We start from the raw sequence: 15490 nt of genomic DNA, 5'->3' as shown, positions 1-15490 counted from the left end.
GCAGCCGCGTCAGGCTGCCTTGATCTGGCTGAAGAAGGTCGCGACGGCGCCGCGCAGCGCCTCCGCCTCGCGCGCCAGGTTCTCGGCGGTGCGCAGCGTATCCGAGGCGGCACTCGTCGCCTCGCCGGAGGCTGCGGCAAGGCTTCCCAGCGCCAGCGCCGCGGTCGCGGCCCCGTCCGCGGTCGCCTGGGCGTTGCGGGCGATTTCCGAGGTCGTGCTCTTCTGCTGCTCGGTCGCGGCGGCGATGGCGCCGGTGTGCTGCGAGACGTCCGTGATCGTCGCGGCGATGGCGCCGATCGCTGCGACGGCATCCCGGGCCTCGCCCCGGAAGGCCTCGATCTGGCTGGCGATACCGTTCGTCGCCTCGGCTGTCCGGCTCGCCAGGGTCTTGACCTCGGCGGCGACGACGGCAAAGCCGCGCCCGGTCTCGCCGGCGCGGGCAGCCTCGATCGTCGCGTTGAGCGCGAGGAGATTGGTCTGCTCGGCGATGTCGCGGATCAGGTCGATGACGCTGACGATGCGTTCGGAGGCCTGCGCGAGACCATCGACGCGCCGGCTCACTCCCTGGGCGTCCCGCGCAGCACTGCTGACCATGGTGCTCGCACGCGTCACACGGTCGGCGATCTCGGCGATCGAGTTGGACAGTTCCTCGGCCGCGACGGCGACATGCTGGACCCTGTCGGAGGCATCCTGCGAGGCGTTCTGCGCCCCGTCGATCTGCATGGTGCGGGCGCTGGCGATCTCGCTCACCGCTCTTGCCGCGCCCTCCAGCGTGTGGGCGCCGGTCTCGACCGTCTCCAGCGCGTCGGCGAGGCGCGCATCGAAGGCGGCAACGACCTCGGCGATCCGCTGCTGCCGCGCCGTGCGCCCGGCGTCCTCTCGAGCGGCTGCAACCTCGAGAGCTTCTCGAGCCTGAGCATTTTCGCGGAAGACCTCGACCGAGCGAGCCATGGCGCCGATCTCGTCCTGGCGGTGCACGAGCGGGACATTCGGGACGAGTTCGGCTGCCGCCAAGCTATGCATCGTCGTCGCAAGCCTGCGCAGCGGATGCGAAACACGGCGATGCACGACGAGGAGCGCGAGGCCGAGGCCGACGACGATCGAAAGAACGCCGACGCCGATCTGCAGGTTGACGCTGTCGCGCTGCATCGCTTCGAGCCTGGCATCGAGCGCGGCGCTGCGGCTGTCATAGCTGCCGGCGATGCGCTTCAACGTCTCATTGAGCGCTTTGCGATTGTCGCGATTGGCGTCGTCGTTTCCGGCTGCACGCGCCGCCATCGTGGCGCCCTGGCGCCCGAGCCGAACGATCTCACGACGGAACTGGATGAATTCCCGGACACGTGCTTCGAGGAGTTCGAAGTCAGCCCGTTCCTGCGCCTCGATCAGCGGCTTCCATTCGGCCATCAGCAGTTCGATCTCGGTGAGGCCTTGCAGGAGCGGTGGGGCGAAACGCTCTGCTCCTATGGCGCCCTCGCTCATGTAAATGCCGCGCGATTCCATGACGACGGCGTTCACCAGCCCATTGATCCGCTCGGCGATGGCAGAGCGATGCGTGACCGACTGCATCTCGTTGGTCATCGTGGCATAGCGGCTGAGGCTATGGACGCCGAGGCCGATGGCGAGGGCGGCGGCGATGACGAGAAGTGCTATCGCGGCAAGGATCTGGCTCGAGATGGTGCGCAGGGTGGCCATCTGTTTCGCGAAACGGCAGGCCGCGGCTTTCTCTCGGTGCGCAGCGGGGAACCCATCGCCCATAAGGGCATGGTTTGGTTAAATTTGCGTTGGGAGCCTAGGCGATGTGCCGGCGGAGCGAGGTGCCGGGATGATGCGTCGCCCGATTGACAGGAGGGGCGGCATCCTGTCTTGACCACGCCATGACCGATCTTTCGACCATCGACAACGCGGCGGCTGCCGCGGCGCCCCATGCGCGCCGGCGGACCTTCGCCATCATCTCGCACCCGGACGCGGGCAAGACCACGCTGACCGAGAAGCTGCTCTATTTCGGCGGCGCCATCCAGCTCGCCGGCGAAGTGCGGGCCAAGGCCGGCCGGCGCCAGACGTCCTCGGACTGGATGAAGATCGAGCGCCAGCGCGGCATCTCGGTCGTCACCTCGGTGATGACCTTCGAATATGACGGGCACGTCTTCAACCTGCTCGATACGCCCGGCCACGAGGACTTCTCGGAAGACACCTATCGGACCCTCACTGCTGTCGACAGTGCCGTGATGGTGATCGACGCCGCCAAGGGCATCGAGGCGCGCACCAAGAAGCTGTTCGAGGTCTGCCGCCTGCGCGATATCCCGATCGTCACCTTCATCAACAAGGTCGACCGCGAGACGCGCGATCCCTTCGACCTGCTCAACGAGATCGAGACGACGCTGGCGCTCGACGTGGCGCCGATGACCTGGCCGGTGGGGCGCGGGCGCGAGTTCGTCGGCACGCTCGACCTCGCCTCCAACACGCTGCGCCGCAACCAGAAGGGCGACGAGAGTGATGCCGGCCAGAAGGTCGACGGGGAGGACGACAAGCTCTTCGACGAGCTGCTACCCCATGGCGCTGCCGACACCTTCCGCGAGGAGGTCTTCCTGGCGCGCGAGGGCTGCAAGCCCTTCGACCTCGAGGCGTTCCGCGAGGGCCATCTGACCCCGGTCTATTTCGGCGCGGCGCTGCGCGACTATGGCGTGCGCGACCTGATCGACGCGCTGGGGCGCCTGGCGCCGAGCCCGCGGGCGCAATCGGCCGACAAGCGGCTGATCGAGGCGGGCGAGCCGAAGATGACCGGCTTCGTGTTCAAGATCCAGGCGAACATGGACCCGAACCATCGCGACCGCATCGCCTTCATGCGGGTCTGCTCGGGCAAGCTCTCGCGCGGCATGAAGGCGAAGCTGGTGCGCACCGGCAAGCCGCTGCCGCTGAACGCGCCGCAATTCTTCTTCGCACGCGACCGCTCGATCGCCGAGGAGGCCTTCGCCGGCGACATCGTCGGTCTGCCGAACCATGGCACGCTGCGCATCGGCGATACGTTGACCGAGGGCGAGGACATCGTCTTCCGCGGCGTGCCGAGCTTCGCCCCGGAAATCCTGCGCCGGGTCAAGCTCAAGGACGCGATGAAAGCGAAGAAGCTGCGCGAAGCGCTGCAGCAGATGGCGGAGGAGGGCGTGGTCCAGCTCTTCCTGCCGCATGACGGTGCGCCCGCCATCGTCGGCGTCGTCGGCGCGCTGCAGCTCGACGTGCTCAAGGAGCGCATGGAGGCGGAGTATTCGCTCCCCGTGGATTTCGAACCCTGCCAGTTTTCGATTGCGCGCTGGATTTCCAGCGAGGACAAGGTCGCGCTGCAGAAGTTCACGGCGGCCAAGCCGTCCTCGATGGCGGATGATCTCGACGGCGACCCGGTCTTCATGGCCTCGTCGCAGTTCACCCTGAAATACGACGCCGAGCGCGCGCCCGAGATCGTCTTCTCCGATGTGAAGGACTACCAGAAGGTGTCGGGGGGCTGAGCCGAGCTCTGTTGCCACGCATGGCTTTGCGCATCATCTGATGCTAGATTTGATGCGCCGACGGAGAAGGCCATGCGCACCACCGTGACCCTGGATCCCGAGCTCGTCGAGAAGGCCCAGGCCTACACCGGCATAACCGAGCGTTCGGTTCTGCTGAAGGAAGCGCTTGCCGCCTTGATCCAGCGCGAGGCGGCACGGCGGGCGATCAAACTGGGCGGCTCCGATCCGAAAGCCACCTCGGCACCGCGCAGGCGCCCGCCGACGGTATGATCCTGCTCGATATCTCGGTCTGGATCGATCATCTTCGACATGGCGAACCGCCACTGATCGAGTTCCTCGCCGAGGGCCAAGTGCTCGTTCATTCATTCGTTGTCGCGGAGATTGCGCTCGGCTCCTTGGCCCGGCGAGACAATGTGATCGCGATCCTGAAAGCCTTACCGCAGGCTCCAGTCGCTCTCCATGAAGAGGTCATGGCCGTGATCGAGGATGAGCGACTCTACGGACTCGGCATTGGCCATGTCGATGTCCATCTCCTTGCTTCCGCGCGTCTTGCCGATGCGTTGCTCTGGACCAGAGATCGCCGGTTACGCGCAGCCGCCGAGCAACTGGGTGTGGCAGCCGATCAAGAGTGAGGTCTTCCGTCCCTGCCTTGCAGGACGGTAGAGGACAGCCTTTGACGCTGCCGCCTGTATACTCATTGCGACGGGGCAAGCGCCATTCTCCTGTAGAGGTGAGGCGGACTTCCGCGAGATTGGTCGGGCCTATGCGACGAGACGATCAGAAACCCATCCGATCGTGGCGCCGACGCGTGGTCCGGCTGCTTGCGGTCGCAGCAGCGTTCCTTGCCCTCGCCACGGTCCCGCTCGGCCTCATCCTCTATCCGACGCTGAAGCCTTACCCGAAAGCGGATGTCCCCGCCGCTGCCACGCCACGCGACAGGAACCTCCAGGACCTCGCCCATCTGCGCCGCCTGCCGGAGGTCGAGCGCAGCTTCACGGCGCAGAGCCGTGCGGCGTTCGGGCAGGCGATCGCCGCAATCGAGCCGCGCGCCGGCGAGCTCGACCGGGCAGGCCTGGCGATGGCTGCGGCCAAGGCCGTGGCCCTTGCCGATAACGGCCATACCAATGTGCTCGGGCTGGCGGGCGATCGCGGTTTCAACGCCGTGCCGATCCGCCTCGACTGGTTCGCCGACGGGCTGTTCGTGATCGCGACCGACGAGGACAGGCAGCGTCTTCTCGGCGCGCAAGTGCTCGGCGTCGACGGACGCCCGCTCGCTGCACTGGTCGAGGCGCTGCGTCCCTATGTCGGAGGGCCGGCAAATCTCGCCCGGGAGTTCGTACCGAACCTCCTGATCTCGCCGGAGCTGCTCCATGCGGCCGGTCTTGCCGCGACGGCTGAGGGCAGCAGCTTCGAAATGCGTTTTGCGGATGGGGCCGTTGGTTCGGTCGAGCTCGTCGCCAAGGCGGCCACTCGCCCGCCTCACGATCGCTTCGTGTGGCCGAGCGACAATCTGAGCCCGCCCGGCCGGTCGAGCGGATGGCGACATGTGCTCGACGGTGTCGTCTTGCCGACCTATCTCACGCGTCTCGACGCGAATTACTGGCACGATTTTCCGGCCGATGACCTGCTCTATGTCCAGATCAACCGTGTGAGCGATCAGGGACCGGTCGGCTTATCCGCCTATCTCTCCGAAATGCTCGACGAAGCGGCGAAGAAGCCCATTCGCAATGCCATCGTCGATCTGCGGTTCAATCCCGGCGGCAACTACACACTGACGGCCGATTTCACGCGCCGGCTGCCGGAGCTTCTGCCTGCGTCCGGCAGGCTCTTCATCCTGACCAGCGCACACACATTCTCCGCGGCGATCAGCACGGCGGCGCGGCTGAGACATTTCGCCGGACAGCGCGCCATCATCGTGGGAGAGGCGATGGGCGACCGCTCGCAATTCTGGGGCGAAGGTGGAGGCACCGTGCTGCCGAACGCGAAGCTGGCGCTGCGCTACACCACCGCATTCCATGATTGGGAACACGGCTGCAGCCTGTCGCAGATCACGACCTGCTTCCTGCTGAACTACATCTACGGCGTGCCGGCAGGCGATCTCCAGCCGACCGTGACCATTGCGCCGCGCTTTGCCGACTATGCCGCCGGCAAGGATCCCGTGATGGCCGAGGTCATGCGGCAGCTTGCAACGCGGCAGGCGCGCTGAGGTCCTGTTCGCCTCAGCCCTGCCAGCGGTTCAGCGCATCGCCGATCGTCTGGTTGCCGGCGCCGCCCTTCTCGAAGGTGATGATGGCGCGCCGGCCGGAGTTGAAGCGGACCGGCAGGTCGATCCAGTTGCGGTTGCGCAGCAGGTCGAGATTGCGCTCGGACTCGACCGGAACGTTCGAGAGGGCCGCCACGAACAGATTCTCGCCCAGCGCCGAGGAGATCGCGGAGAGCGGCGCGCCGCGCTCGCCCTCCTCAAGCTTGAACTGCGGCACGCCGACTTCGCGGATCGCGTCGTTCGCCGCTTCGCCAGAGGTGGTGAAGCGCATGCCGATGATGTGCGAGGCGGGGAAGGCACTATCGGTGTTGCGCCGGATGGTGAAGTCGAGGGAGAGCCCGGCATCGGCGATTTCGATGGTGGCGCGCACGATCGTCTCGACCGGTCGGCCGGGACCGGCCGTGTCGCTGTCGAGCCGCCAGAGCACGCGGCCCTGCACGGTGCGCGGTTGCTGCGGGGTCTCTGGGACCTCGATATAGAGGATGGCGCGCTGGGCGACGGCGATGTCGCTGCCGGGCTGGGCGCCGGCCTGCTGGTTCGGGCGCTGGCCGGAAGGCTGGCTCGGCGTCGGGACGGTCTCGCCGCCGGCGCGCTCGCTGATCTTGCCGGCCTGATCCTGCTGCGCCGGGGGAGCCTGGGTTTCGACGCGCGGGCGGACCTGCTGGTCCTGCGGGGCGACCTTGTTGACGTAATAGGCTGCGCCGGCGATCACCGCGACGGCGAGCGCAACACCGCCACCGACGATGGCCGTGCGGACATGGCCAGGGTTGACGCTGCGCTTGCGCGGCGGCGCGACGCGTGGGCGGATCGGCTGGGCTTCGTCACGAGCTGCCGCCTGCTCGTCGAAGCGCGGCGGATCCTGCGATACCGCGGGGCGCGGCTTCGGTTCCGGTCGCGCAGGCGGTGTCGCGGCAGCCGCCGGCGGCTCGTCCGGCAGGAGCGGTGGCAGGCTCGGCTCGATCGCCTCGGCGAGGGCGATCTCGGCTTCGATGCGTGACACGGCCTCATCGAGCGAGAGTCGCTCGCGGGTGATGTCGGCTTCGGAAAGCGGCGGGTCGAGGCTGCGCAATTGCGCGAGCAGCGCCGTGCGCGCGCGATCATAGACCGCGCGGCGTGCTTCCGGAGACTTGTCGGTCAGTCCGGCGATCGCACGCGCCAGAATGGGGTGGAAATCGGCCATTGGCCTCACATGTCCGGGTTGGTTTGGCCCGTCAACCCTCGAACGGGTTCTGGACCAGGATCGTATCGTCGCGCTCGGGGCTGGTCGACAGCACCGAGACGGAGGCGCCGATCAGCTCCTCAATACGGCGTACATATTTGATCGCCTGCGCCGGCAATTCTGCCCAGGAGCGAGCGCCGGCGGTCGAGCCCTCCCAGCCCTCGATTACCTCGTAGATCGGCTCGACCCTCGCCTGGTCGCGCTGGCCGGCCGGCAGGTGCTCGAGGATCTCGCCGTCGAGCCTGTAGCCGGTGCAGACCTTGATCTCCTTGAAGCCGTCGAGGATGTCGAGCTTGGTCAGAGCGATGCCGTCGATGCCGGAAGTCTTGACCGTCTGGCGCACCAGGCAGGCGTCGAACCAGCCGCAGCGGCGCTTCCTGCCGGTGACAACGCCGAATTCCTTGCCCTTCTGGCCGATCAATTCGCCGATCTCGTCGAAGAGCTCGGTCGGGAACGGGCCTTCGCCAACGCGGGTGGTGTAGGCCTTGGCGATGCCCAGCACATAGCCGACGGCGGAAGGGCCGAGGCCAGAGCCGGTCGCGGCCTGGCCGGCGACGATGTTGGAGGAGGTCACGAAGGGATAGGTGCCGTGATCGACGTCGAGCAGGGCGCCCTGTGCGCCCTCGAACAGGATGCGCTTGCCAGCGCGGCGCTCGGCGTCGAGCAGAGCCCAGACCGTGTCGGCGTAAGGCAGCACCTGCGGCGCGATCTCGGTCAGCTGCTTCAGCAGCTCGACACCGTCGACTTCGTCGATGCCGAGGCCGCGGCGCAGCGCGTTGTGATGGGCGAGCAGGCGCTCGATCTTGGCCTTCAGGACAGTCTCGTCCTTGAGGTCGATGACGCGGATGGCGCGGCGGCCGGCCTTGTCCTCATAGGCCGGGCCGATGCCGCGCTTGGTGGTGCCGATCTTCAGCGCCGAGTTCGAGGTCTCGCGGAAATGGTCGAGCTCGCGGTGCAGCGGCAGGATCAGCGTGGCGTTGTCGGCGATGCGCAGGTTCTCGGGGCTGATCGCGACGCCCTGCGTGCGCAGCCGGGCGATCTCCTCGACCAGGTGCCAGGGATCGACGACGACGCCATTGCCGATCACCGAGAGCTTGCCGGGGCGCACGATGCCCGAAGGCAGCAGCGAGAGCTTGTAGACGGTGCCGTCGATGACGAGGGTATGGCCGGCATTATGGCCGCCCTGGAAGCGCACTACCACATCGGCCTGGCTCGACAGCCAGTCGACGATCTTGCCCTTGCCCTCGTCGCCCCACTGGGCGCCGACCACGACCACGTTCGCCATGGAGGAGATTCCCTCTTTGCTGACCTATCGAGTCAGCGCGAATTCCGGTCGTTCGGCCGGACCGGCCGAACGGAAAGCGCGCTGGCGCAAGCGTCCGCACGAATAAAAACCCCGGCGCAAGGCCGGGGTTTCGGGTGAGGTCCTTGCAAGCCCTCTTCGTCCAAGAGAATGGCGAGGTCAAGGCTGACGGCGGCAAAGCCGGGGAAAGAATTTTTGCGCATGCTGTCGATTCCGCTGCTTCCGGTTCGACGCATTGGCAGAAGGGGCGGTGTAGCACTGCTTCGAAAACCGCAGGAGAAGCAGCATGCGCAAGCTCGTCGTCACCCAGTACATCTCGCTCGACGGTGTCATCGAGGATCCGGTCGGCATGGAGAATTCCGGCCTCGGCGACTGGACCGGGTCGTTCTCGCGCGGGCCGGAAGGCGAGCGGCTGAAGCAGCAGGAGCTCGACGCCGCGGGTTCCCTGCTGCTCGGCCGCCGGACCTACGACGCCTTTGCCGCGGTCTGGCCGCATGTGACCGACAGCCCCTTCGCGGACCAGATCAATGCCTTGCCGAAGCATGTCGCCTCGACGACGCTGACGAACGCCGAATGGCAGGGCACCTCGATCCTGGCAGGCGATGCGCTTGCCGCCATCGCAGCTCTGAAGCAAGCGCCCGGCGGCGACATCCTGGTCTATGGCAGCCTGAAGCTCGTCCATGGTCTGCAGCGCGCCGGGCTGGTCGATGCCTACAACCTGATGGTCTATCCGGTCGTGCTCGGTGCCGGCGGGCGGCTCTTCGCCGAGGGCGTACGCAGCAACCTCGCGCTTGCCGCGGCGACAACCCTGGGCGAGGGCATCCAGTGGCTGCGCTACGAGGCCAGGCCCTGACGGGCAGGGCAGCCCTGCTGTGATCGCGGTTGCGGAGGTGGCCGGGGCGGATTAACCCGGCGCCTTCGAAATCAGGGACAAACGCCGATGCTGCCCATCGCCATTTCGACGCTCACCATCTGCGGGATCGAGGAATTGCCGGCGCAGAGCACGCGCAAGGTCAGCCATGTGCTGTCGCTGCTCGATCCCGACCTGCCGGAACTGCAATCTTTCGTGGCCTATGAGGCGCATGAGCGCACGACCCTGCGTTTCCACGACATCATCACGCCGCAGGACGGCCGCGTGCATCCGACCGAGGCCCATGTCGCCGAGATTCTCGACTTCGGCGCGAAACTGCGCGAGTCGGCGATCAAGCGGCAGGAGGGGCACCTGCTGGTGCATTGCCATATGGGCATCTCGCGCTCGACCGCGGCGATGCTGTCGCTGATGGCGCAGGTGGAACCCGAGGAAGGCGAAGACGCCCTGTTCGCCCGCCTGCGCACGATCCGCCCGCAGGCCTGGCCGAATTCGGTGATGATCGGCTTCGCCGATGCGCAGCTGAAGCGCGGTGGGAAGCTCACCGCGGCGCTTCGCCGGCACTATGCCCATCAGCTCGAGGCGCAGCCGCGCTATCGCCAGTGGATGGCCGATCTCGGCCGCGGCGCCGAAGTCGCGATGGCGGGCTGAATACTCTTCCAGGTCCCCTCGCCGCCGGAACACCCCTCGTCAGTCTCTGGGAGCATGGCGGTTTTGCCGTGTTCGCAGAATGAGTTGGCGGCGATCGGACGTATGAGAAGAACAGGATGGGGACGGGCTGTGGCATGAGCCATGCCTGCAAAAGCACGCCGCAGGCTGGGGACGACGATCATGACGAAGCTCGACGACTGGCTCGGCGAACATCATGCCGAGTTCACGGCGATCCGCCGCGACATCCACGCGCATCCCGAGCTCGGCCTGGAAGAATATCGCACCGCAAGGCTCGTCGCCGACAGGCTGCGCGAATGGGGCGTCGAGGTCACCGAGGGCGTCGGCAAGACCGGCGTCGTCGGGGTCATCCGTGGCAATGGGCCGGGACAGCGCGCCATCGGCCTGCGCGCCGATATCGACTGCCTGGCGCTGGAGGAGCTGACCGGGCTGCCGCATGCCTCGACAGTCCCCGGCCGGATGCATGCCTGCGGCCATGACGGCCACACCACCATGCTGCTCGCCGCGGCGCGCTATCTCGCTGAGAACCGGGATTTTGGCGGCACGGTCAACCTGATCTTCCAGCCGGCCGAGGAAGGCCGCGGCGGCGCCAACGCGATGCTGGCCGACGGGCTGTTCGAGCGCTTCCCCTGCGATGCGATCTACGGCCTGCACAATACGCCCGGCCTGCCCGCGTCGCATTTCGGGACGGCGGTCGGCCCCTTCCTGGCGTCGGCCGATTCCTGGCGGGTGACCTTCCGCGGCGTCGGTGGCCATGGCGGCTCGCAGCCACATCGCTCGACCGACATCACCTATGCGCAGGCGCATTTCGTGCTGGGGCTGCAGGGCATCATCGGCCGCAATGTCGCGCCGCTCGACACCGCCGTGATCAGCGTCGGCTTCATCCATGGCGGCGACGAGAACGCCTCGAACGTCATCCCGTCCGAACTCGTCATCGGCGGCACGGCGCGAACCTATTCGAAGGATGTGCGCGATCTGGTCGAGCGCCGCATCGCCGAGCTTGCCGCGGCGACGGCGCAAGCCTGGGGCTGCGAGGCGGAGGCGCATTACCATCGCGGCACGAGCCCGCTGGTGAACGCGGCCGAGCAGGTCCAGGTCGCGATCGCGGCGGCTTCGGGAGCTGTCGGGGCCGCGCATGTCAACGGCCAGATGCTGCGCGGGACCGGCGGCGAGGATTTCGCCGAGATGATGCTGGTCTGCCCCGGCGCTTTCATGCGCATCGGCAACGGCGTCGCAGCCGACGGCTCCTTCGCCGGCCTGCACACCCCGCTCTACGACTTCAACGACGAGATCATCCCGGCCGGCGTGCGCTACTGGGTCGGCCTGGTCGACCAGGAACTCGGCCAGGGCTGGCAGGCGATCGCGGCGGAGTGACAGCGTCATGGTCGGGCTTGTCCCGACCATCCACGTCTTCCTTCAGGCGAGGCCGTGTTCAAGACGTGGATGCTCGCCACAAGGGCGAGCATGACGGATAGGGCAGTATGACCCCTCATCCAGCCCTTCGGGCCGCTCACCTGCAAGGGGAGATGGGAAGGACTTCACCGCCGCGTCTGGTCGAAGATCACCTCGCGGTCGCCGGGATACTTGATCCGGTAGGCGAGGCGGATCTCCTTCTGCGCGCCGGGAGCGAGCTCGAAGCTCCAGGCCGTGACGCCACGCTTGTCGCCGACCTGCTTCTCGGTCGGCGGCGTGCTCTGCGATAAAAGCTCGACGGTGATCGCGCTGTTCTCGGAGAAGGGCACGCGCTCGGTCACGGTCAGCTTGACCGGCTGGGCGTGCAGGCTCTTCACCACCGTCTTGAACTCGCGCTGGTCGGTCCGGGTCGAGCCGAGCCAGCCGGAATCGTTCTCGCGCCGGCGCACCGGCACGCGCGTCACCTTGAGGCGATCGTCGGCGCCGAAGCCGAGCTCGACCTTGTCGCCCGGCGCGACCTGTCCGAGCCGGCCCTTGCCGATATAGGCGCCGTCGCGATGGAGATAGACCTCGCCGGCGAGCAGCGGCGCCTCATCCTCGTGATTGAAGCTGGCCTCCAGATAAGCCTTCTCCTCCAGCTCCGGCGTGGCGCGAGCGGATAGCTCCGGCTTGACCTTGCCCTGCGTCAGGACCACCGCCTTGCTGGAGCCGTCCTGCGGGACGGTGATCCGGCCCGGCACCTTGAAGCTGGCCTGATAGGCGCCGGCGCTGACGCTGGCGGTCTGGACCTCGGCCTTTTTGGGCTCGGCGGCGCCGAGCGCCTGGTCGGGTGTGACGGGCGCCGGTGCGATCGCCAGGGCAGGCGACCTGGCGGTGCGCTCGGAATCCTGCCTCTGCAGGCGCGCCCGTTCTTCATAGACTACTGGCGGCTCGTAGAAGGCGATGCGCAGGGGGGTGAGCTCCGGCGCGCGCGTTCCTTGCGCGGAGCGTGTGGTCGAGAGCTCGACTGCGACCTCGTTCCAGTCCTCGCCGGTGCGCTGGCGCAATTCGGCGCGGCGGGTGAAGGCGATCTCGGCCGCATTGGCGCTGCCGGTCGTCAGCCGGGCCTCATAGACCGGCAGCCAGCTCGCGCCGGCGACGCGGTAGCTGACGGCGATGTCGGCCGCGACGGGCGCCTTGGCCTCGACGGCGATGGCGACATCGCGCCTGGGCTGGCCGGCGCGCGGTGCGAGGGGCCTCGCCTTCTCCAGCGCGGCGATCTCGGCGTCGAGATCCGAGATGCGGTTGCGCAGGGTGAGCAGTTCGCCCTGGACCTTGACCAGCGCCGTGCCGATCGCGTCGAACACGGCCGGCCAATCGCTGACTGGCAGAACCTTGCCGCCTTCGCCCAGCTTGTCCGGGCCGACCTTGCCGAAATTCTCGATGGTGGCGCGCTTGGCCTCGATCGCGCTGATCTCGCCGGCGAGCTTGGCCTTCTCGCCTTGCAATACTCGGATCTTGCCTTCCAGCGCCTGATCGAGGGCTGGGCGGGCCTCACCCGGAACCTGGCGGACATCGACCGCGCCGATCGCGAAGGAGCCGTCGCCCTGCGCCTCGACCCGGATCGACGCCGGATCGACGCTGGCAGGCAGGCCGCGCAGCACGATCTGCGAGACACCCTCAAGCAGCGAGGCCTTGCCGAGACGGGTCACGACCGCCCCGTCGGGGTAGACGGTGACACTGTCGATCCTCGAGGCAAGTTCGATCTCGGCGGCGCCTGCGAGGCCCGGCGCGAAAATCAGGGCTGCGGCCAGTCCGGTCTTCATCATTCTAGTCCCCCGACAAATCAAGCAGCCGCGATTTGTCCGGTGGATTTCGGCGCGGCGAGGGCGGAATTGGGCCGGAACGCGGGACAGCGCCGCAAGGGCGCCATCACCGCCCGACGACGATGATTGGCCCTTGCTTGTGCCAGTGCGGTTTTCGCAACGTCAGGAGCAGCCTGCTGCCCTCAAGGCGTCGGCAGCGCCGGAATCATCTGCTCGTTGCCGTCGGAGTTCTTCTGCCGGGCGCGGTCATGCAGGAAAGCGACGACCTGCGCCATGGTGTTGGCGTTGCCGAGCGCATCCGTGGTGTTGTTCACGCTGATGTCGCCAAGGCCGACGGTGTGGAAATATTCGTGGGTGACGACGTCGCGCTGGAGATCGGCGTTCGCGGTGAACCAGGAGGTGCAGAGGTCGGTGTCCGGTGGCTTGCGGCGCGGTGTCGTCCAGGCGAAGGCCGGCCTGGGATCGACGCATTTGCCGCCGGCGCGCGCCGCATTGAGCGCTTTCGGCAAGGCGAGGTTTTGCTCGACCAGGTTGATGGCACTGGCCAGCGCGCTGCGGAAGGCCGGGTCCATTGCATTCAGCGGCACCAGCAGCTTGCGCGAGATCACCGCGATGTCGCGCCGATAATTCCGGCGTAACTCGTTGAAAGCGTCCTCGCTGCCACCTGAATCCTCGAAATACTTGATCTGCCGCTGCAGCAGCCGCATCCGGTTCAGCGCGAAGCGCAGGGAGGAGCGGCTCGCGTCCCAGGCCGCGTCGATGAGCGTCGCATCGGTTGGTCCCGATGGCGGGGTCGGCGAAGGCGGGGTGAAGCCGGTCTTCTCGATGCGGTACTTGCCGCGGTAATAGGACGATTCGTACCAGGTATGGTCGTTGCCGCTGGTCAGCGGCCTTTGCCAACTCTCGCGGGTGGTCGAGCCCTTCCACCAGATGTTGACCAGCTTGGAGCTGGCGGCCCAATTGCCGACGCCGCTCTCCATGCTGCCGAGGTCGCGCCAGGTTACGCCGCCGTCGCGCCGGAAATCATATTCCCAGACCCAGCCCTTGACCCGGACGGTCCAGGTTCCGATCAGTAAATCGAGATCGCCTGCCATCTGCCATCCCCATTCGCAGGCAAGTCGAGGCCGGCTGCTGGGGCCGCCTGTCCTCGCGCAAACCAAAGAACGCGTCGCCGGAAGACTGGAGCATAGACCCAGTCAGCGAGATAACGCCAACAGGATTTAGCCTCCGGCGCACCTTTCGGCAGTGGCTTTGTGTAAATCAGGACAACTTTCGTTAGGGAAACACGGCGCCTGCATCCGCAGCGCTCACCCCCGCAGGCCCGGCGCCTCCTGGCCGGTACTGGCGACGTATTCGGTGTAGCCGCCGCCATAATTGTGGACGCCGTCCGGGGTCAGCTCGAGCACCCGGTTGGAGAGAGCTGCCAGGAAATGGCGGTCGTGGCTGACGAACAGCATGGTGCCCTCATATTGCGCGAGCGCCGAGATCAGCATCTCCTTGGTGGCGATGTCCAAATGGTTGGTCGGCTCGTCGAGCACCAGGAAATTCGGCGGATCGTAAAGCATCTTGGCCATGACGAGGCGGGCCTTCTCGCCGCCGGAGAGGAAGCGGCAGCGCTTCTCGACATCGTCGCCCGAGAAGCCGAAGCAGCCGGCGAGCGCGCGCAGCGAGCCTTGCCCGGCCTGCGGGAACGAGCCTTCGAGCGATTCGAAAATGGTTTCGTCGCCGTCGAGCAACTCCATGGCGTGCTGGGCGAAATAGCCCATCTTGACGGTGCCCCCGACGACGACCGTGCCTTCGTTCGGCTGCGTGGCGCCGGCGACCAGCTTCAGCAGCGTCGACTTGCCGGCGCCGTTTACCCCCATCACGCACCAGCGCTCCTTGCGCCGGACCTGGAAGTCGAGCCCCTCATAGATCGTCTTGCTGCCATAGCGGACATGCACGTTCTTCAGGGTCGCGACATCCTCGCCGGAACGCGGCGCTGGCTGGAATTCGAACTGCACGGTCTGGCGGCGCTTGGGCGGCTCGACGCGCTCGATCTTGTCGAGCTTCTTGACCCGGCTCTGGACCTGTGCCGCATGCGAGGCGCGGGCCTTGAAGCGCTCGATGAAGGCGACCTCCTTGGCCAGCATCGCCTGCTGGCGCTCGAACTGCGCCTGCTGCTGCTTCTCGGCGAGCGCACGCTGCTGCTGGTAGAATTCGTAATCGCCGGAATAGCTGGTCAGCGTGCCGCCATCGATCTCGACGATCTTGCCGACGATGCGGTTCATGAACTCGCGGTCGTGCGAGGTCATCAGCAGGGCGCCGTCATAGCCCTTGAGGAAGCTCTCCAGCCAGATCAGGCTCTCGATGTCGAGATGGTTGCTCGGCTCGTCGAGCAGCATCACGTCGGGCCGCATCAGCAGGATGCGGGCGAGCGCAACGCGCATCTTCCAGCCGCCGGACAGGGCGCC

At 67.0% G+C, this 15490-nt stretch carries 13 protein-coding genes; 7 read left to right on the top strand and 6 right to left on the bottom strand.

Features of this window, described 5'->3' with window-relative positions; genetic code table 11:
• Window positions 1-9 precede the first annotated feature (9 nt).
• Window positions 10-1692: a methyl-accepting chemotaxis protein gene (locus CXY91_RS30815; protein ID WP_248307364.1), complete on the bottom strand. Its 1683-nt coding sequence runs from the start codon at window positions 1690-1692 to the stop codon at window positions 10-12.
• A gap of 182 nt (window positions 1693-1874) precedes the next feature.
• Between CXY91_RS30815 and CXY91_RS05305 the strand changes: the two genes are divergently transcribed.
• The 4 genes from CXY91_RS05305 (at window position 1875) to CXY91_RS05290 (ending at window position 5703) form a co-directional block, all read left to right on the top strand.
• Entirely contained in the window at window positions 1875-3497 is a 1623-nt protein-coding gene (locus tag CXY91_RS05305) for a peptide chain release factor 3 (protein WP_100959586.1), read from the top strand.
• 72 nt (window positions 3498-3569) lie between these two features.
• Window positions 3570-3767 (top strand): type II toxin-antitoxin system VapB family antitoxin, encoded by a 198-nt coding sequence (locus CXY91_RS05300; RefSeq protein WP_100959585.1) that lies wholly within the window; start codon window positions 3570-3572, stop codon window positions 3765-3767.
• Window positions 3764-4129, top strand: coding sequence for a type II toxin-antitoxin system VapC family toxin (locus tag CXY91_RS05295; protein ID WP_100959584.1), 366 nt, complete (start codon window positions 3764-3766; stop codon window positions 4127-4129). Before CXY91_RS05300 ends, CXY91_RS05295 begins: the two co-directional genes overlap by 4 nt.
• Window positions 4130-4305: 176 nt before the next feature.
• Entirely contained in the window at window positions 4306-5703 is a 1398-nt protein-coding gene (locus CXY91_RS05290; RefSeq protein WP_100959583.1) for a S41 family peptidase, read from the top strand.
• Window positions 5704-5716: 13 nt separating this feature from the next.
• Here CXY91_RS05290 and CXY91_RS05285 read toward each other — a convergent pair whose 3' ends face one another.
• Complete coding sequence (locus tag CXY91_RS05285; RefSeq protein ID WP_100959582.1) at window positions 5717-6940, bottom strand: serine/threonine-protein kinase; 1224 nt, start codon at window positions 6938-6940, stop codon at window positions 5717-5719.
• Between the two features lie 31 nt (window positions 6941-6971).
• Entirely contained in the window at window positions 6972-8264 is a 1293-nt protein-coding gene (locus tag CXY91_RS05280) for an adenylosuccinate synthase (protein ID WP_100959581.1), read from the bottom strand.
• Window positions 8265-8568: 304 nt separating this feature from the next.
• On the opposite strand from CXY91_RS05280, the gene CXY91_RS05275 reads away from it, so the two are divergent.
• From CXY91_RS05275 to CXY91_RS05265, 3 genes are all read left to right on the top strand, one after another.
• Window positions 8569-9135, top strand: a complete 567-nt coding sequence (locus tag CXY91_RS05275) for a dihydrofolate reductase family protein (protein ID WP_100959580.1) — start codon at window positions 8569-8571, stop codon at window positions 9133-9135.
• A gap of 87 nt (window positions 9136-9222) precedes the next feature.
• Window positions 9223-9801: a tyrosine phosphatase family protein gene (locus CXY91_RS05270; RefSeq protein WP_091836208.1), complete on the top strand. Its 579-nt coding sequence runs from the start codon at window positions 9223-9225 to the stop codon at window positions 9799-9801.
• Between the two features lie 180 nt (window positions 9802-9981).
• Entirely contained in the window at window positions 9982-11193 is a 1212-nt protein-coding gene (locus CXY91_RS05265) for an amidohydrolase (RefSeq protein WP_100959579.1), read from the top strand.
• A 164-nt stretch (window positions 11194-11357) separates the two neighbouring features.
• On the opposite strand, the gene CXY91_RS05260 is transcribed toward CXY91_RS05265, so the two are convergent.
• From CXY91_RS05260 to CXY91_RS05250, 3 genes are all read right to left on the bottom strand, one after another.
• The gene (locus tag CXY91_RS05260) at window positions 11358-13037 is read right to left on the bottom strand and encodes a mucoidy inhibitor MuiA family protein (RefSeq protein ID WP_158673269.1); all 1680 of its coding nucleotides are present in this window, start codon (window positions 13035-13037) and stop codon (window positions 11358-11360) included.
• A gap of 182 nt (window positions 13038-13219) precedes the next feature.
• Complete coding sequence (locus CXY91_RS05255) at window positions 13220-14131, bottom strand: hypothetical protein (protein ID WP_100959577.1); 912 nt, start codon at window positions 14129-14131, stop codon at window positions 13220-13222.
• A 213-nt stretch (window positions 14132-14344) separates the two neighbouring features.
• On the bottom strand, window positions 14345-15490 hold a 1146-nt coding region (locus tag CXY91_RS05250; RefSeq protein WP_248307363.1), incomplete at its 5' end, for an ABC-F family ATP-binding cassette domain-containing protein.

The sequence above is a fragment of the Allobosea sp. FBZP-16 genome, assembly GCF_002831785.1.
Classification (GTDB): Bacteria; Pseudomonadota; Alphaproteobacteria; order Rhizobiales; family Beijerinckiaceae; genus Allobosea; species Allobosea lupini.
The sequence above is the reverse complement of the archived record's forward strand: the minus strand, read 5'-3'. Positions and strand labels throughout refer to the sequence as shown.